The sequence below is a fragment of the Selenomonas sp. oral taxon 137 str. F0430 genome (assembly GCF_000183625.1).
GTDB lineage: Bacteria > Bacillota > Negativicutes > Selenomonadales > Selenomonadaceae > Centipeda > Centipeda artemidis.
The window spans coordinates 184,127-202,282 of the sequence record NZ_AENV01000008.1 but is presented as its reverse complement, the minus strand read 5'-3'; the positions used below and the strand labels follow the sequence as shown (position 1 = coordinate 202,282).

Here is an 18,156-nt window from a genome sequence, read left to right as displayed (position 1 = left end):
AATTGCTCAAGGATTTGCACGGTATTCGGCGGATACATTTTGTCGGCATCGGCGGGGCGGGCATGAGTCCGCTCGCGAAAATTCTCCTGCTCCTTGGCTACGAGGTGTCCGGCTCGGATCAGGGCACGTCGCCCATCATCGAGGAACTCGTGCGCCTCGGCGCGCACATCCGGACGGACGGACAGCGTGCGGAGAACGTGCGCGGGGCGGACGCCATCGTTGTCTCGACCGCGATCCCCTACGACAATCCGGAGGTGATCGCGGCGTGGGATCTGCGCATCCCAAAGCTCCACCGCTCGGACATCAATGCGGCGCTCGTCAACGAGTACGACGGCATCGCCGTCGCGGGATCGCACGGCAAGACCACGACAACCTCAATGATCGGCGTGACGCTCGACCGCGCGAGCGTATCGCCGACCGTCATCGTCGGCGGCGAAGTCCCCGACCTCGGGACGAACGCAAAGCTCGGCACGAGCCGCTATCTCGTCTCCGAGGCGGACGAGAGCGACGGTTCCTTCCTTAAGCTCCGCCCGCATATCGCCGTCGTGACCAATGTGGAGGACGACCACATGGATCACTACGGCACGATGGAGAAAATCATCGAGGCATTCCGTACGTTCATCTCTCAGATCGACGCGGACGGTACGGCGGTGCTCTGCTACGAGAACGAGATTCTGCGCCGTCTCGGGGCGGAGACCGACCGCACGGTCGTCTCCTATGCCATCGATGCGGCGGCGGATTACCGCGCTGCGGATATCGAGACGTGCGGTTCCGTGATTTCCTTCACCGTCTTTGAGCGCGGCACGGCGCTCGGACGCATCTCCCTCCACATTCCCGGGCGGCACAATGTCCTCAACGCGCTCGCCTGCGTCGCCGTCGCGCGTCTTGCGGGGCTCGATTTTGACCGCATCGCGGATGCTCTCGCGCATTTTCATGGAGCGAAGCGGCGATTCCAGACGAAGGGAAAGGAACGCGGCATTTGGGTGGTTGACGACTATGCGCATCACCCGACCGAGATCGCGGCGACGCTTGCGGCGGCGCGGCAGACGGAGCCGGGACGGCTTGTCTGCGTGTTCCAGCCGCACCGTTACTCGCGCACACAGCTCCTGCGCGCGGAATTCGGCGGATGCTTTGCCGCGGCGGATCTCCTGCTGCTGACGGATGTGTACGCGGCGGGCGAAGCGCCGATTCCGGGCATCAGCGGTGAAACGCTGATGGAGGAGGTCGCGCGCCAAACAGGGCAGGATGCGGTCTATCTGCCGGAGCGCGCCGATCTCGTGCAGTATCTCGCGGAGCATGTGCGTCCCGGCGATCTCGTCATCACGATGGGCGCGGGCAATATCCTCGAGGTGGGGGAAGAGCTCGTCGCGCGTCTGAAAGAAGGGACGGCGGGCAGTTCCGAGGGACTGATCGCCGTCGTCATGGGCGGACCCTCGACCGAGGCGGAGGTCTCGCGCCGTTCGGGCGCGGCGATTTTGCACGCCCTGCACGAAAAGAATTATCCTGCGGTCGGGATCGAACTGAATCCCGCGACCTTTGCTGAGGAGATCAAAAAACTGCGTCCCGCACTCGTCTTTAACGCGCTGCATGGGAAATACGGCGAGGACGGCGTTCTGCAAGGCACGCTCGATATGCTCGGCATTCCCTATACCGGTTCGGGCGTGCGTGCGGCGGCGCTCACGATGGATAAGACCTCGGCGAAACGCATCTTTGCCGCCGAGGGGATTGCGACACCGCGGTTCCGCAGTTTCTATGCCGGAACGGATACGGGGAAAATCGCGGAGGAGATTCTCGCGGCGTTTTCTCTGCCCGTCGTGGTCAAAGCGCCCGAACAGGGCTCGAGCATCGGCGTCTATATCGTCACAGAGGAGGACGATCTGCGCAGCTCCTTGGACGAGGCATTTTCCTACGGCGGCGAGGTGCTGGTCGAGGAGTTCATCGCGGGGCGCGAGCTGACCGTCGTCGTGTGGGGGGAGACCGGACATGCGGAAGCCTTGCCTGTCATTGAAATCACAACGACCTCAGGACGGTATGACTATGAAAGTAAATACACGCCGGGTGCGTCTGCGCATCTCGTGCCTGCGCCGATCTCCCCGGAATGTACGGCAGAGGTGCAGGAACTTGCGGTGCGTGCATTCAATGCGTGCGGATGCACAGGTGTGGCACGTCTCGACGTCATGCTGAGCGAGACAGAAAAACCCTATGCCATCGAGGTGAACTCCGTGCCGGGCATGACCGAGACCTCGCTCGTGCCGGACGCGGCGCGTGCCGTCGGGCTCTCCTTCCCCGATCTCTGTGAGAAAATACTAGAGATGGCAGGGTATCAACGATGAAGTCACGCCGTATCATCAGGGCGGCGCTCTATCTCCTTGCTATCGGGGGGATTCTCGCGGCACTCATCTATTCGCCGCTCTTTACGTTCCGGCAGCTTGTTGTGCATGGAAACGTCAACCTCGATGAGCAAGAGCTCTGCCGGATTGCTCGCATACAGTATGGTCAGCGCCTTTTCGAGTTGAAAACGGACGCCATCACGATCAACCTCCTGCACGATCTGCGCATCGAGTCGGCGGTGGTGCGGCGGCAGCTCCCGAACAAGATCGAGATGGACATCGTGGAGCGGGTGCCCGTGGCGACCGTCGCGTGCGACTATGGATATCTCGATTTTGATCGGCAGGGAAAAGTCATCGCGAGCTACCGGACACTCAAGGGGGCGGACATCCCCATTATCACGGGCATCAAGCTGCGCGATCTCTTTATCGGGGACGACAATACCGATGCGCAGGTAGCGCAGGTGCTTGGGTTCCTCGGTAAGATTGCGCCGACGGAGGTGGGGCAGATCTCCGAGGTCAATATCACTGTGCCGGACGCCGTCGTCGCGTATACGAAGAGCGCGCTGCCGATCCGGCTCGGACGGCTTGATGGAATCGGGGACAAAGCAGGGCTCACCCAGGATTTTTTACAGGATCAAAAGACGACGCGCCATACGATCGAGTATGTCGATTTCAGCTATGACGCGCCGTCCATCAAACTTGCGGACAAGACCACAGAGGGGAAATAAATGAAACAATTCCGGCAAGGCGGGTGGATGATTGCACTCGTCTGCGTATTGATCGGATTTATGATTGCCGTGCAGTTCCGCACGGTGCAGGATACGAAGGGGAGTATATCGCAGCAGCGTATCGAGGAGCTTTCCGACCGCCTGCTCCAGACGGAGCATGAGCGCGACGAGCTTGGCGAGGAGCTGCGCAAGGTACAGACGGCAGTCGCCGATGCGCAGAGCAGCGTGGATCAGGAGATGCTGCGCTACCGTGCCGCGCTCCTCCCGCTCACGGGGGAGGGCGTTATCGTGCGCATGGATGACAGCACGAAGAAGGTGAAGTCCGGCGAGAATCCGAACCTCTACATCATTCACGACGACGATCTCCTGCGCGTCATCAACGAGCTGCGCTCGGCGGGGGCGGAGGCAATCTCTGTCAACGGACAGAGGCTCGTCGGCACGTCGGAGATCCGGTGTGCGGGACCGACGCTCTCGGTCAATAACGTGCGCTCTTCCGCACCCTTTGAGATCCGTGCCATCGGGGACAAGAAATCCCTCGAGAACTCGCTCAAGATGCGCGGCGGCGTCGTCGAGACCCTTAGTGTGTGGGGGATTCAGCTCGACATCACGGTGAGCGACGACGTTTACATTCCTCCCTATCGCGGGAGTGTTCATCAGACCTATGCACATGAGACAGAAGAGAGGACGGAGGAATAAAATGATCTACATCGTTTTGGTCAGCGTCCTCATCGGGCTCTTCATCGGCTATATGAGCCCCATTGTGATCCCGCTCGCCTATACAAAGCTGTTCTCCGTCGCGCTTGTCGCTGCGCTTGACGCTGCGTTCGGCGGACTGCGCTCGGCGATCTCGGAACGGTTCGACAAGCACGTCTTCGTCACGGGCTTTTTCTCCAACACACTGCTCGCCGCGGCGCTTGTCTTTATCGGCGACCGTCTCGGCATCGACCTCTACTACGTTGCTCTGCTCGCGTTTGGTTTTCGTATCTTCAAAAACCTTGCGGTCATCCGCCGCTACCTGCTCAGGGACTATCGGGACGGCGCAAAGTAACACATTCCTAGACATATTCTCAAAAATTCTTGTATCACAGAAGGGAATATGTATTTCGTGCCATCAGTCATGGAACGACTGGTGGCTTTTTATATGCAAATTTGCCGTAGAATTTATGTAAGGATTATTTTGATAAAATTTTAGAAAATACACTATTCATTTTCTAACTAGTATGCTATAATATTTTTGAGGTGAACAAAAATGAGCGAAATTGAACGAATAGATGCTATAATGAACATATTATATCAAAAAAGCATAGTTAAGAATGAAGAGTTAGAGGAAAAATTTAATGCTTCCTCTGTTACGATTCGCCGTGATTTAGGAAAATTACAGAAAGAGGGGTTGATTGTTCGGTTTCGCGGCGGAGCGATGCTGGCAAAATCTAAACTAGGACATGAGCCCTCCCTAGATGAACGTGAATGTGAAAATTTACAGCAAAAAAGAATGATTGGCATAACAGCTGCCAATCTCGTAGAAAAAGGAGATATTGTCGCGTTGGACATTGGCAGCACGACGATGGAAATTGCGAAAGCATTGCGTTCCCATGAAAACATTACGGTTTTCACGTCGAGTTTGCCGATAGCGAACATATTCTATAACACAAATGTAAAAGTGTATTTGGTGGGAGGTTTGTTAAAACAAAAGGAATTGTGCCTAGGAGGTCCTATTGCGAGAAGTGTCATTCGGCAATATCATTTTGATAAATTCTTTCTAGGGGCTGCGGGAATTGATCAGAATGGAAGCATTACAGATTTTGACATAGATGAAGTCGAAACGAAAAAAGTGTTTATTGAGCGGTCGGAAAAAGTAATTTTGGCGGCAGATTCCGGTAAAATGGGCAAAACGTCGTTTATCGAAGTTGCCTCTTATCCTGCAGTCTGCACACTGATTACAGATGGTGAAGCGAATTTTCCGATGCGGAAAAAATTGCAGGAAAGGGGGATGGAGGTTATCATTGCAGATGCATTCAGAAAATCGCCCCATAAATAAATTTATTTAGGAGGGTGCATAATGCAAAAGAAAGTTGTCATACTGGGAAGCAGCGGCGGAAATTTGTATAATCTGGGCGGCAAAGATCCGAATGCGCTGCTGGGAGAGCTAATCCGACAAATACAAAAAGCGGATATGACAGTCAGCGCAATACAGTTTATTGCCGCCGAGGCATCCATGGATCATGTTCATCCTACGACAAAAGCCAGCCTTTGGACATGGGATGGAGGAAGCGCCGGAAAAGTATTCAGCGGCACCTTGGAAGAGGTGAATGCGGAGGCGGTAAAAGAGGATGAGAGAATCGCCGCGTGCATCGAAAACGACGGCATTGACGGGGTGATCCTAGTCAGCGCCGATCCCGAAGGGGCAAACCGACAGGCGCTGCATGCTGCTGCTGCAAAGAAACTAGCTGCGACCGGTACGGGAGGCACATCGATGGCAAAAGCCCAGGCAATGGGGCTGAATGTTGTGGCTGTTTCCGGAACGACGGGGACGACAAACCGGACGCGTGCTATTGCCAACGTATTCGCTTTGTCGAAACATTGGGGCTTGAAATATCAGCCTGCGATCGGAGGTTCGGTCTCCTTACCAGAAGCCTCACAGGGGAGCGTTTGGTCGAGAATCAGCGTGCGGGGCGTTTTGATGGCCTCGCTGCCGGGATTCATCGCCATGGCGCTTACTTTGATTCTGAGCAAGATTCCCGGACTGGAGTCTTTTGAGAACGTATTCAATCTTATGATTGAAGCGCTGCCTGTTATTGTTGCGGCCGTTGCGGCAAAACAGGTCTCAGGATTGGAAGAAGTGGCTGTCGTTGCCGGTGTGATCACGGGCGTGTTGTCTGTGAAAGGAGGGTTGATCGGCGGGATCATCGGAGGAATCTTGGCAGGCGTCCTGGTGCAGTATCTGCTCATGAAATGTCTGAAGCTGGGATTTCCTACAACAACTGCCAATATTGTGTCCGGAGGAATTTCGGGGCTCCTGGCGGGGCTTGCGATCTATCTCTTTATTGGTCCATTGGCGATTATGCTGGGGGATGCCGTCCGCTATGTGATCAATACGGCTTTGGAGATCAATTCGGTACTTTGCGGCGGTATTGCCGGGCTTCTCATTTGGCCGGCAATCATGGGCGGCATGTACCATGGAGCGATTTTGCCGATTATTTTGCTTGAGATGGAAAAGACCGGAAACAGTTTTTTGGGTGCGATCGATATGGTGGGACTGGTGATGGTGTCAGCAGGCATCATGCTGGCAAATGTGGTCTATCCCCGTGTGAAGGACGACCGCACATTGGCTGCACCCGGGCTTTTTATCAACATGGTGTTTGGGACGTTTGTTGAAGCCGCCTATCCGTTCATGTTTTCCAGTAAGTTCGTTTTGGGCGGGGCATTGGCTTCGGCCTGTATCGGCGGGCTTTTTGTCGGTTTTTTCAATGTTCGCGGAACAGCATATGTGCCGAGCATCGTTGCACCGACGCTTTCCTCGGATTGGCTCGGGTTTTTGATCAGCATGGCGGTTTCGATGTTCAGCGCTTTTTTGTTCACTGTTTTGGCGAATAAAATTGCACGTTCCAGAAATCGTACGTCTGATCAGTGATTTTAATGGAGGACCATAGTGATGATAACAGCGGATATGCAAAGAAAAATGAAAATTGCACGCAAGAAAGTTTGGGATGCGATTGAGCAGCATGGCGGAACCACACTGCTGTCTACGGGGATTACCGGTGACGACGCGCGTATGGCGAAGGCCGCGGTAGATGCGGGAGCCAGGCTTTTAGAGCCGAATCATCCGGCGGTGGCGCTTGCTCGCGGACTTCGTGGGGTCAATAATATGCATGCGGCAGAAGCGATTCGGCACGAGGTTCCCTTGGCAGAAATGGCTTCTGTGGTTTCCGGCGTTCGTGCGGTTGTGGGAGAAGATATTTACATTACGGTAGGCGTACCCGGTGGGTTTACTGAGGTAAAGCCTGTCATCCTTTGCGATGCCGACTTTCAAATGCTTTCTTTGGCGGGAACAGACGGGCTGCATATACATAAAACGTCTTTGGAAGATCTGTCCGAAGTGATTGAACGTGCACATCGTTATGGACTGCTCGTTGATGCGTATATTGGGCGTTCATCGGATCTGCACCCCTTTGGACTGCCTGCCGATACGCCGGAAGATGTCGCCAAAACGGCAAAAGAGATGGAATCTGCAGGTGCCGATATGATCGGTTTAATGACAGGTATGAGTTATGAAGGAACGAAAGCGGGAGAAATTCCATCCGTTATGAAGGAACGCATCCAGGCGCTTGTCGAATCTGTGAAAGTTCCCACATTGGCTGAGGGGGGCATCAATAGTGTTAACCAGAAAGCATTTCGCAATACGGGGATCAACATCATCGTGGTCGGTACTGCATTTGACGACTGTGCTGCGCAGGCGATTCACAGCAGCGTCAAATGCTTCCTGCCCGAAGAGAAGTAAAGGGGAACGTTTTGGCGAAATATCAAAAAGAGCTTAAATTGAAGCCGCTGGCAGCGAACATACAAAAATAAGCTCTTAGGAGAGGAAAACCGACATTTTCCTCTCCTTTTTGTATTATAGCATGAATGTCCAGCAGAATAAAATAATCATTAACTATAGAAGTTTTTACACTGATAAAAACGAGGGCACGGAAGTAGATCATACTGGTGGCGCAGTAAGCATAGATTGGAATAGCAGTGTACGAGACACAGCGCATTTGAAAAACTATGATGGTATGGATATATACCGTAAAAATTTTTCTGTCCTATGGAAATATGACTTGATTCATGGTAAAATAGGCAAGGAAAATCATTACTTATTGATAGATGAAAACGATATGACTACGATATGGAGGCTGAAGCTGTGTTCGAAATGGACGATAACTTTGAGGAACTCGCAAAGATCATCGTTGTCGGTGTCGGCGGCGGCGGCGGCAATGCCGTCAATAATATGATCGACTCCGGGCTGCAGGGCGTGGAGTTTGTCGCGATCAATACGGACGCACAGGCACTGCTCCAGTCCAAGGCGTCGACGCGTATTCAGATCGGGGAAAAGCGTACGCGTGGACTCGGCGCAGGTGCGCGTCCTGAGATCGGAGAGGCAGCCGCAACGGAGAGTCGCGAGGCGATCATCGAGGCACTGCGCGGGGCGGATATGGTATTTATCACGGCAGGTATGGGCGGCGGTACGGGAACGGGCGCCGCGCCTGTCGTGGCGGAGTGCGCGCGTGAACTCGGCGCGCTCACGGTTGCTGTTGTCACGCGCCCCTTCTCTTACGAGGGAATGACGCGCGCACGCAATGCGGATTCCGGCATTGAGAATTTGCAGGCTCATGTCGATACCATCATCACGATTCCGAATGATCGGCTCATGAAAATCATCGACAAGAACACGCCCGTCACCGAGGCATTCAGCAAGGTTGACAATGTCCTTTGGCAGGGCGTCAAGGGCATTACCGATCTTATCACAAATCAGGGCATCGTGAACCTCGACTTTGCCGACGTCAATACGACCATGGCAAACGGCGGCAGTGCGATCATGGGGATCGGCGAAGCGCGCGGGGAGGGCGCGTCCGTTGCGGCGGCAAAGGCGGCGATCGAGTCTCCGCTGCTCGAGACGAGCATCGAGGGCGCGACTTCCGTCATCCTGAACTTCACAGGATCGCGCAACCTCAGCATGTTTGAAGTCAACGAGGCATCCGAGTGGCTCAACAGCATGATTGTCAACTCTGCGAACGGGCGCCGTGCGAATATCATCTGGGGTATTGGTGTGGATGATGCACTTGAGGATACCGTGCGCGTCACCGTCGTTGCCACGGGCTTCGGCATGACTGAACAGGGACTTTCAGATACCGGAACGGGCTTTACCGACGATTGGGCGATTCCCCTGCCGGGAGCAAATACCGCGAAGCAGGCTGCCCCCGCATCGACACCTGCTGCAGCCCCGCCGCAGGCGCAAGCGCGCCCCGCATCCGCCGTTGTCCCACCGCATCCGAATACGAACCGCGGCAGCGGACGCATGAATGTCGTCGAGCCGAATACGGGATCTGCCGGAACCGATATCATTGATATTCCGGCGTGGATGCGTCAGCGCTGATATCCCTTCGATAACGATAAAGTACCGCGTCTTAGAGAAAAGATATAGATTTAGAAAAGCTGAGAACGAGCATTTGAGAGCGTTCTCAGCTTTTTTGCAAAAACATGAAAATATCCCGCTGACTGAATAAATTAGGGGTGAAATGAGATGCGGAAGCAGGAGCGATGCACGAAGATTTTAGAAATACTCTTACATCATCGGGATGGGATGACAGGAGCAGATCTTGCGCACAGGCTGGATGTCTCTTCCCGTACCGTCCGTGCCGATATCAAATATTTGCAGGAATGTCTTGCAAAGAGCTGCTGTACACTTCTTGCAATACCCAACCGCGGCTATAAGCTGCAAGGTGCGGAGTACGGGGAAGATCTCCTGCGGCTCGTAGACGGCAATAATGCTGCCGTCGGCGTTTTACATCCGAAAGAGCGGCAGAACTATATCGTCAGCCGCTTTTTAGAATGCTGTCTAACGAACGCCTCGATCACACAGATGAGCCTTGCTGATGAGATGTACATTGGACTGTCTACCGTCAAGAATTACCTGACCGCGGTGCGCGAGCGATTTGCTGCATACGATCTCAAAATCGTTCAGTATAAGGCGGAAGGGCTGCGTCTCGAAGGTACGGAGGGAGATCTGCGTGCCTTTATTGTCAATTATCTGCATGAAGTGACCGATGAGAAATTGTGCGGTCTGCTCTTTGACCGTATCGGCAACGAGGCGATGGAGCAGATTCTCACGCAGACGGCGAGCGTGCGGCATCTTCAGCTCACTGACACTGCGCGCAGGGATCTTTCCGTACAAACGGCGCTTGCGATACAGCGATCAACCGGGGGCCATGCGGCCGACTGCCTTTCCAGCATGGCGCAGAAACTGGAAGAAACCTTCGAATATGGCGCGGCGAAAGAGATTGCCAATGAGATTTTCCGCTATACGGGGATTGATATCCCTTACAGCGAGGTGTTCTACATCACGCAGTGCCTTTTGGCGGGCAAGAAACTCATGGATATTGGAAGTACGGTCAACGATACGCACATAAAGGAACTCGTCGAGAAGGTGCTGGATGCCGTCGACCGGAAATTCGGACTCGATTTTACAGCGGATGAGTATCTCAAAGACGGTTTGATGCTGCACCTGCGTATTGCAATTGCACGCGTCCGGTTCCGTATGAACATCCGCAACGAGCTCCTTGCATCTGTAAAGCAGGACTATCCTCTGGCCTTTCAGATCGCCGTCTATGCAGCGAAAATGGTCTGTGAGATCGATCATATCGACTTCGATGAGAACGAGATCGGCTATATTGCACTGCATTTCGGTGCGTCTATGAGCCGCAACAGTATGGACGAAGATGAACAGCCGAAGAGCGTCTACATCGTTTGTTCGGCGGGGCTTGGTGTCTCCGTTCTTATGAAGGCGAAGATCGAGGAGCATTTCCGCAGCAGCATCCATGTCATCAGCGTATTGCCTGCGTACAAACTGACCGAGGACATGCTGGAAGAGGCCGACTATATTATCTCCACCGTATCGCTGCATATGTCGTCTCCGAAGATCATCCGTGTGAACCATATGCTGCGCGGTGAAGATGTCGATAAAATCCGACGCGTTATGTTCCGGAAGCAGGATGTGCTGGATGCGGAAACTGTTCGGCAGTTCTTTCGGAAAAAGGGATTCTATGCAGACATGGCTTTCAAAACACGGAACGAGTGCCTTGAGTTCCTTACGGATGAGGCCGTCGCAGCAGGATGGATGGACGCGGAGGGGAAGGCCTCTGTCTTTGAGCGTGAACGGATGTCTTCGACCGCGATCGGTGCACTTGCGGCGATTCCGCATGCGCTTTCTGCCGAGTGCAAGGTGTCGAACATATCGGTACTCATTTTAAGGCGGCCGATTCAGTGGGAGGATATGCCCGTACGTGTCGTCTTTCTTATGAATATTGAACAAGAAAAGGCGGCACTTTGGGAAAAGATATTCTTGAAACTCTATGAGTACATCAAGACGGAGCATGGGATTGACTCCCTTTTGAAGCATCAGTCCTACGAGAGGTTTCTTGAGGAATTTACGGCGGTTTTATAACCGCTTTTTTGTGCTTTTCCAATGAGAGGGAAAGTGCTTCCGCTTTGGGTAATTGCGGAAACAGAAATAATGAATGAAGGTGTATTTTTTCCGCATTTTGGGAAGCAGATATGCCTATGAAAGACAACACAGATTGTCTATAATAGAAAATATCTTAAGCTATCTGAAATGGATGAAAGGAGGGAAAAAGATGAACGTTGCACTCGATGAAGCGCTTGTACTTTTGGATGTGGAAGCAGAGGATCGCTTCGATCTCCTGAGGCAGGCGGCACAGCGGCTGCAGGAACAGGGACATGTGAAGGAAAGCTACGCGGATGCCGTTATTGCGCGGGAGAAAATTTTTGCGACCGGTCTGCCGACTGTCCTTGGCGGCGTTGCAATTCCGCATACGGATGTGGAGCATGTGAATACGCCGGCTGTTTGTATTGCGCGCCTTAAGAAGCCCGTGGATTTTATTGTCATGGGAGATGACACAGAAACCGTCTCCGTCGATTGTATCTTCATGTTGGCAATGAAGGAAGCGCATGCGCAGTTGACGCTGCTGCAGAACTTGATGGGAATCCTGCAGGATGCGGACGCCCTGCAGCTGATTAAGACGGGGGCATCGGCACGAGAAATCTGCAGTTTCGTCAAAGAACGTCTTTCGAAAGTTGAAGCTTAGTGGTTGTAGTACTGAGAGGAGAGCATCATTATGAACGATAAGAAGGTTGTATTGGTCGCATGCGGGACAGGTATTGCCACATCGACGGTTGTGAACAACGCGCTGGAAGAGTTGGCAAAGGCCAACGGGCTGCAGCTTGAAATCATCCAGTGTAAAATGATGGAGGTACCGGCCTACGCAGATCGCGCCGACTTGCTGATCACGACGACCGTCGTGGATAAGGATAAGTATAACTTCCCCGTTATCAACGGGCGCACATTCCTCACCGGCATAGGGCTTGACAAGACAAAAGAGGAAATCCTTGCCGAGCTTCAAAAGTAATGGATACGGTCGACAGCGTTCCGCATCGTCCTTTGTGTGCGGAATGTCGTCGGCCCGGCGAAAGGAGCTGTTTTTATGGAAAGTTTAACTCCCTTGGTTCAGGCATTCCTGGCCCTTGGCCCAACGGTCATCTTACCGGTATTTATTTTCCTCATCGGACTGGCATTCGGCCTCGGTCCGGCCAAATCTTTCCGCTCAGGGCTGACGATCGGTGTCGGCTTTGTTGGTATCGGTCTTGTCGTTGCATTGCTCGTCGACAACCTCGGACCCGCTGCGCAGGCAATGGTTGCTCGTTTTGGCATTAACTTGACGATCATCGACATCGGCTGGCCGGGGTCGGCAAGTCTCGCATGGGCGTCACCGATTGCCGCGCTCATCCTGCCGATCGGTCTCTTGGTCAACTTCATCATGCTGATCACAAAGACGACCAAGACGATGGACGTCGATATTTGGAACTACTGGCACTTCACCTTCTGCGGGGCGTGTGTCTATGCCATTAACGGCAGCATTCCTCTTGCGATTGCGGCTGCGGTTCTGTTTGAGATCGCAATGCTGAAACTCGCGGATTGGACGGCGCCGTATATGGAGAAATACTATGATCTGCCGGGGGTCTCCGTCCCTACGGGCTCCACGATGGCGAACTCCCTCATCGGAATTCCTCTCGTTTGGCTGATCCAAAAAATTCCCGTCATCAAGGATCTCAAGGCAGACCCTGAAACCATTCAGAAGCGCTTCGGCATCTTTGGCGAACCTATTTTTATGGGGCTTATTCTTGGGTGTATCCTCGGTGCGCTGGCCGGCTACGATGTTGGTCAAATCGTACAGATCGGCATGGCGATGGCCGGCGTTATGGTGCTCATGCCCCGCATGGTCAAGCTGCTCATGGAGGGGCTTATCCCGATCTCCGAGGCCGCGCGCAACTTCCTTCAAAAGCGCTTCGGCGAAGACTCCGAGAATGCTAAGCTCTACATCGGCCTTGACGCGGCCGTGACGACAGGGCATCCTGCCGTCATTGCCACCGCGCTGATTCTTGTTCCGCTCACCTTGCTGCTTGCCGTTATCCTGCCGGGCAACAACATGCTGCCGTTCGGCGACCTGGCGACCATTCCCTTCTTCGTTGCGATGATCGTTGCCGCTGCACGCGGCAATATCATTCACTCGGTCATCAGCGGTCTGATCGTAATCGGCGTCTGCCTCATCATCGGCACGACGCTTGCCGAGTTCCAGACATCGATGGGGGTGACTGCGAACTTTAAAATGCCGGAAGGAGCGGCGCTCATTTCCAGCATCGACCAGGCGGGTAATATCGTCAACTTCGTTATCTTCAAGATCCTTGCGCTGTTCGCTTGAACAGCCGCAGCTTTACGAGTCGGGGAGCGCATTCATGAGAAGGCGTTCCCTGCTTTTTTGGAGGTTTTGCCGCATACGGTGAAACCGATCGTCGGGGATAGGAGGAATTCTTATGAAGGCATTGGTAAAGATGGAGAAAGGCGCGGGACACTGGGAAGTTATCGACAAACCGGAACCCGTCGTAGGAGAACGTCAGGTTAAAATCCGCGTGGAGTACATCGGTATCTGCGGCAGTGATCTTCATACGTTCGAAGGTCATTATAACGCAGATGCTGCGGGGCTCACCATTGGACATGAATTCGCCGGAGTCGTTGCCGAAGTCGGTTCGGGTGTCACGAATGTCAAAGTTGGCGATCGTGTGACATCAGAGACAACGTTTAAGATCTGCGGACACTGCCGTTACTGCAAAAGCGGGGAGTACAATCTCTGCTCCAGCCGCAAGGGGCTTGGCACGCAGCAGGACGGCGCGATGGCGCAATTCGTACTCGCCCGCGCAAAGAGTGTGCACGTCCTGCCCGAGAACGTGACGACGCGGCAGGCTTCCATCACAGAGGCTGCGGCATGCGCATACCACAGCGTCAACAAGGCTAAATTTCCCCCGGGATCGATCGTACTCGTCTTAGGACCGGGACCCATCGGCCTCCTCGTCGCGCAGGTCGTTATGGCGCAGGGGGGACGAGTCGTCATGACAGGGCTCACACAGGATCTGCCGCGCCTCACAATCGCCAAAGAGAAATTTGGTGTCGAACACATTGTGGACGTGCAGAAGGATGATGTTAAGGAGCTCGTCGACCGGTTGACGGACGGCTACGGTGCGGACGTCTGCTATGACTGCACGGGCGCTGTGCCGTCTATGCATCTCGGCATGGATCTTCTTAAAAAGGGCGGACAGTACGTACAGGTTGGGCTCTTTGCGCAAAACGAAGTGACTGTAGATTTCTCCAAGATCATTCAGAAGGAGCTGACCGTCGTCGGCAGCCGTAGTCAGAATACGCACGACTGGGAGCCGACGCTGAAGCTCATGAGCGAGCGGAAGATCGACGCGGATAAGATGATTACGCACGAGGTCGGCATCGACGAGTGGGACAAGGCCTATCATCTGCTTAAGAGCGGTGAAGCGACGAAGATCGTCATGCACCCGATCGGGTAATACCGCATAAAAATCTCTAAAAAATCCCCCTAAGATAACGGTTCATATGAATCCGTCATTTTAGGGGGATTCTATCTGTCTGCAGCTGAGCGCTTTATACTTATTGTGCGTCCGATCAAAAAACACTCAAACATCCGTCGGTCTTATAACGCGGGGCATCCATCTAAAAGGACCGAGCGGGCGTCCTGCGTCAGCTAGTTTCTCTGCGATTTTCCGCCAATCTGCTTTTTGAAGGGATAACCCATCTTTTTCTGAGGTTCCCCTTTTACGATTGCTCGTTCCCAAGCTGCCCGGATGTGCCAAAGGATATACCGCTGATTTTACACTACCGATTTCTATCTCAACCGCACCGTTTTCTATTACTTTGTTATAGCCGCCGCGCTTATGACTCTTTCCGCCGACTTTTAATACGGCAATAAAGATCTCCTGACCAAGACAAAGAATTATTTTTGGTTCGATGATTTCAACCAAGCACTTAAAGAAGGGGAGGCTCGGGGCTATCCATTTGGGGTTAAAACCGCCCGAATTCCTTTCCATATTCTTCCGGTACCATGGAACAAAATTCGTGAAGAAGAGTTGCCTATATGTATTGCGGTTGTTGCGCAGATCGGGGAAACCGAGTTCGGCGAACAGCTCGCAGAGGTTGTTATCCGTTGTAGAATACCCGGCGATGTCTTTCAAATAGTCGAATCGATCTTTTTGATAGTCCAATATGGGATTGTCCCCCTCAAGTCCAGAAAAATCCTGCCCAACAAGAAGTATATCGGCATCCAAATGACTGCGGCCGCCCTGCCAATAGCTCCACAGATTGATTTCTTTCAGATTGATTTGCCTCAGATCGTCGCTATAATGCTCCGAAAATGTTTCTAAATTTATTTCCGACAGCGCTTTGGCATCGAAATGATCCACATCATAGACTAATTGATTATATCGTTTGATTTTCTCTTCGGCTTTATCACGAGAGAGATCGCAGATCGCAATAACTTTTGTATCCTTATGCATAGTATGATGCTCCTTCGCGTCTTTGTGTACGATATTGTGTTCCTCTCTATCCTTCTCTCAGGGGAATTTTCAGTAAGAATGCCCAATGAAAGATCAAGGATTTTTGCCAACCTGAGCAGTTTGTCTTGTTCGGGAAAATACACGTTTCGTTCCCATCCGCTAATGGTCTGGGGAGATACGGACAGCAGCTCTGACAACCGGATCTGTGTGAGTTTTTTATGCGTGCGCGCCTGTTTTAATATTAAACCAAAACTCATAAATGTACTCCCTTTAGTCTATGCGATATTTTAATATAATTATATCATATGAAATTTAGCACGTACAGCAAGCAAAACTTGAATTGTTAAATTTATAACTCAAACATAGCTTGAGCACGGAGAAAATAAAAAGAACTCTTGGCAGTAAGAGTTCTTCGAACGGGGTAATATCTTATATTTTCACTACCGGTGGAGATTACCCCTCCAAATCCGGGCGCAGTCCCGCGGCGCCGCGCAGGTAGATGTGGTGCATCTCTTTTTGTGAACAATTCGTATCGACGAGGAGGAGGGCGCGGATGCAGCGGGGGAGGCTGGCCTCGACAGCGCATTGGCGCGCGTCGAATAGGGGAACGAGGTCAAATCCCGGGAGGCGGCGCGCGCCGGTCGACGGGAATGCCACGGTGAGATCCTCGGTGACGCTGAAGATGGCGGCGCCGATGTCCTCGGGGGCGATGCCGTTGGCGTCGACGAGGGCGCGGACGAGTTCCTGTGCCGCCTGCCAAATCTCTTCTTTGTCGTTGCGCTCCACAGTTGTGGCGCCGCGTATGCCGCGCATAGACTACACTCCCTTATGAACGTCCCAGATGAGACGCATACTCAGCATGAAGGCGATGAGATACCCAAGCAGTCCGATAACGGGAATGCCTGCGACCTGCGGCTGCATATTCGTCGTGCAGAGGGTGCTCGAGGCGATGAGACTTGCCGCGCACAGGAGCGCGAGGATGAGCTTGTTGATCATCTTGTCAAGCCGCTGCACGGGCTCTTCGGAGCCGGTGAGGTCGATGTTGAGCTTCGCCTGTCCGCTCATGGTCATCTTGAGGAGGTCGGCGAGCTGTTCGGGGATCTGCACGGATTTGCGCAGGAGCATGACGCCTTCCTGCTTTGCCTTATTCAGACCTTCTTTCCACGACATGCCGCTCACGATCCCGAGGGATAGACTGCGGGCGAAAATTTCGAGGAAGCTGACCTCCGGGGCGCACCGGCGCATGACGATCTCGACGGTCATGACGCCGCGCGCGAACATGGCAAGCCCGCTTGGGCAGCCGATGTGATGCACGCGCAGGATGCCTAAAATTTGGTTCGTGAGGACGCCCATGTGAACGTCGGTGAAGTCGAGACTGCCGTACTGCTCCATCATGACGTCGATGTCCTGATAGAGCTGCGCGTGGTTGATGCGCCCCTTGACGATGCCGAGGGAGAGCACGGCGGATTTCATCTCGAATGTATCGTGCGTGGCAAGCGCGAGGATCGCACGGCGCAGGGCGGTACGGTCGCGGTTGCTGAGGCGTCCCATCATGCCGAGATCGAGCCATACGATCGTGCCGCCCCGCACGCGGATGTTGCCGGGGTGCGGGTCGCCGTGGAAGAATCCGTCCTCAATGATCTGCTTTGCGTAGTTCTCGCCGAGCCGCCGTCCGATCTGCGTGACGTCGATGCCCGCCGCATGAAGTGCTTCCGCTTGGTCGAGCGGGATGCCGTCGATGTACTCCATGACGAGGATGTGCTGGGTGGAGAGGTCGCGCATGACGCGCGGACAGGCGATGAAGGGATTTTCACGGTTGAGATGGGCGAACTCCTCAATGTGACTTGCCTCGATGAGGAAATCCATCTCCTGTTTTGCGATGTTCCACATCTCGTCCATGAGCGTGCGAAAATCCACGACCTCGTCGCGGCTGACGAGCCGGATGATGGTTGCGGCGCGCTTCATGAGCATGAGATCCATGCGCATGATGTCGTGGATGCCGGGGCGCTGCACCTTGATGACAACCTCTTCGCCCGAGGCGAGCCGTGCACGGTGCGCCTGCGCGATGCTTGCGGATCCGAGCGGTGTACTGTCGATTTCGCGAAACACCTTGTTCCAGTCTTTATTGTATTCCTGCTCGACGACGGAGAGGATGACGGAGAAGGGGAGGGGGTTCGCACCCGTTTGGAGCTTCATCAGCTCGTCACAGTATTCGGTCGGCAAAAAGTCCGGGCGCATACTCATGATCTGCCCGAACTTTACAAAGGTGGGACCAAGATCCTCGAAGATAGCGCGCAGCTTCGAGGGCGTCAGTCCGTGCACAATATCGTGGCGGCGCAGGACGGTGACCATCTCGCGCAGACGCAGGGCGGCATTTTTATTTTCAGCGCCCGGCAAAAATCCCGTGAACATGA

At 53.7% G+C, this 18,156-nt stretch carries 17 protein-coding genes; 13 read left to right on the top strand and 4 right to left on the bottom strand.

Annotated elements, in window-relative coordinates; all coding sequences use genetic code 11:
- The first annotated feature begins 2 nt into the window (after window positions 1-2).
- The 13 genes from murC to HMPREF9162_RS06175 all read left to right on the top strand — a co-directional run bounded on the left by murC (window position 3) and on the right by HMPREF9162_RS06175 (window position 14,740).
- Window positions 3-2,333 (top strand): UDP-N-acetylmuramate--L-alanine ligase, encoded by a 2,331-nt coding sequence (gene murC, locus HMPREF9162_RS06235; protein ID WP_009438800.1) that lies wholly within the window; start codon window positions 3-5, stop codon window positions 2,331-2,333.
- A complete protein-coding gene (locus tag HMPREF9162_RS06230; RefSeq protein WP_009438888.1) occupies window positions 2,330-3,058 on the top strand; it encodes a cell division protein FtsQ/DivIB in 729 nt (242 codons plus the stop codon). The genes murC and HMPREF9162_RS06230 overlap by 4 nt, the downstream gene beginning before the upstream one ends.
- A complete protein-coding gene (locus tag HMPREF9162_RS06225) occupies window positions 3,059-3,754 on the top strand; it encodes a DUF881 domain-containing protein (RefSeq protein WP_009658367.1) in 696 nt (231 codons plus the stop codon). It abuts the gene before it with no gap.
- A gap of 1 nt (window position 3,755) precedes the next feature.
- A complete protein-coding gene (locus HMPREF9162_RS06220) occupies window positions 3,756-4,106 on the top strand; it encodes a small basic family protein (RefSeq protein ID WP_009350761.1) in 351 nt (116 codons plus the stop codon).
- Window positions 4,107-4,307: 201 nt separating this feature from the next.
- Complete coding sequence (locus tag HMPREF9162_RS06215) at window positions 4,308-5,096, top strand: DeoR/GlpR family DNA-binding transcription regulator (protein WP_009438706.1); 789 nt, start codon at window positions 4,308-4,310, stop codon at window positions 5,094-5,096.
- Between the two features lie 21 nt (window positions 5,097-5,117).
- On the top strand, window positions 5,118-6,689 hold the full coding sequence (locus HMPREF9162_RS06210) for a PTS sugar transporter (RefSeq protein ID WP_009438808.1): 1,572 nt from the start codon (window positions 5,118-5,120) through the stop codon (window positions 6,687-6,689).
- Window positions 6,690-6,710: 21 nt separating this feature from the next.
- The gene (locus tag HMPREF9162_RS06205; RefSeq protein WP_009438851.1) at window positions 6,711-7,556 is read left to right on the top strand and encodes a HisA/HisF-related TIM barrel protein; all 846 of its coding nucleotides are present in this window, start codon (window positions 6,711-6,713) and stop codon (window positions 7,554-7,556) included.
- A gap of 387 nt (window positions 7,557-7,943) precedes the next feature.
- Window positions 7,944-9,191, top strand: coding sequence for a cell division protein FtsZ (ftsZ, locus tag HMPREF9162_RS06200; protein ID WP_175282251.1), 1,248 nt, complete (start codon window positions 7,944-7,946; stop codon window positions 9,189-9,191).
- A gap of 147 nt (window positions 9,192-9,338) precedes the next feature.
- Entirely contained in the window at window positions 9,339-11,258 is a 1,920-nt protein-coding gene (locus tag HMPREF9162_RS06195) for a BglG family transcription antiterminator (RefSeq protein ID WP_009438887.1), read from the top strand.
- 190 nt (window positions 11,259-11,448) lie between these two features.
- On the top strand, window positions 11,449-11,919 hold the full coding sequence (locus HMPREF9162_RS06190) for a PTS sugar transporter subunit IIA (RefSeq protein ID WP_009438679.1): 471 nt from the start codon (window positions 11,449-11,451) through the stop codon (window positions 11,917-11,919).
- Between the two features lie 30 nt (window positions 11,920-11,949).
- Window positions 11,950-12,240 carry a PTS sugar transporter subunit IIB gene (locus HMPREF9162_RS06185; protein ID WP_009438702.1) on the top strand — a complete coding sequence of 97 codons (291 nt, stop codon included), beginning with the start codon at window positions 11,950-11,952 and terminating at the stop codon, window positions 12,238-12,240.
- A 75-nt stretch (window positions 12,241-12,315) separates the two neighbouring features.
- Window positions 12,316-13,590: a PTS galactitol transporter subunit IIC gene (locus tag HMPREF9162_RS06180; protein WP_009438789.1), complete on the top strand. Its 1,275-nt coding sequence runs from the start codon at window positions 12,316-12,318 to the stop codon at window positions 13,588-13,590.
- A 112-nt stretch (window positions 13,591-13,702) separates the two neighbouring features.
- Window positions 13,703-14,740 (top strand): zinc-binding dehydrogenase, encoded by a 1,038-nt coding sequence (locus tag HMPREF9162_RS06175; RefSeq protein WP_009438646.1) that lies wholly within the window; start codon window positions 13,703-13,705, stop codon window positions 14,738-14,740.
- A gap of 126 nt (window positions 14,741-14,866) precedes the next feature.
- Here HMPREF9162_RS06175 and HMPREF9162_RS06170 read toward each other — a convergent pair whose 3' ends face one another.
- The 4 genes from HMPREF9162_RS06170 to HMPREF9162_RS06155 all read right to left on the bottom strand — a co-directional run bounded on the left by HMPREF9162_RS06170 (window position 14,867) and on the right by HMPREF9162_RS06155 (window position 18,154).
- Window positions 14,867-15,742 carry a uracil-DNA glycosylase family protein gene (locus HMPREF9162_RS06170; protein WP_009438753.1) on the bottom strand — a complete coding sequence of 292 codons (876 nt, stop codon included), beginning with the start codon at window positions 15,740-15,742 and terminating at the stop codon, window positions 14,867-14,869.
- Window positions 15,658-15,999, bottom strand: coding sequence for a helix-turn-helix transcriptional regulator (locus HMPREF9162_RS12950; protein WP_071586907.1), 342 nt, complete (start codon window positions 15,997-15,999; stop codon window positions 15,658-15,660). Before HMPREF9162_RS12950 ends, HMPREF9162_RS06170 begins: the two co-directional genes overlap by 85 nt.
- 196 nt (window positions 16,000-16,195) lie before the next feature.
- Complete coding sequence (gene aroH, locus HMPREF9162_RS06160; protein ID WP_009438707.1) at window positions 16,196-16,555, bottom strand: chorismate mutase; 360 nt, start codon at window positions 16,553-16,555, stop codon at window positions 16,196-16,198.
- 3 nt (window positions 16,556-16,558) lie between these two features.
- Window positions 16,559-18,154, bottom strand: a complete 1,596-nt coding sequence (locus HMPREF9162_RS06155) for an AarF/ABC1/UbiB kinase family protein (protein WP_009438915.1) — start codon at window positions 18,152-18,154, stop codon at window positions 16,559-16,561.
- Window positions 18,155-18,156: the final 2 nt, after the last annotated feature.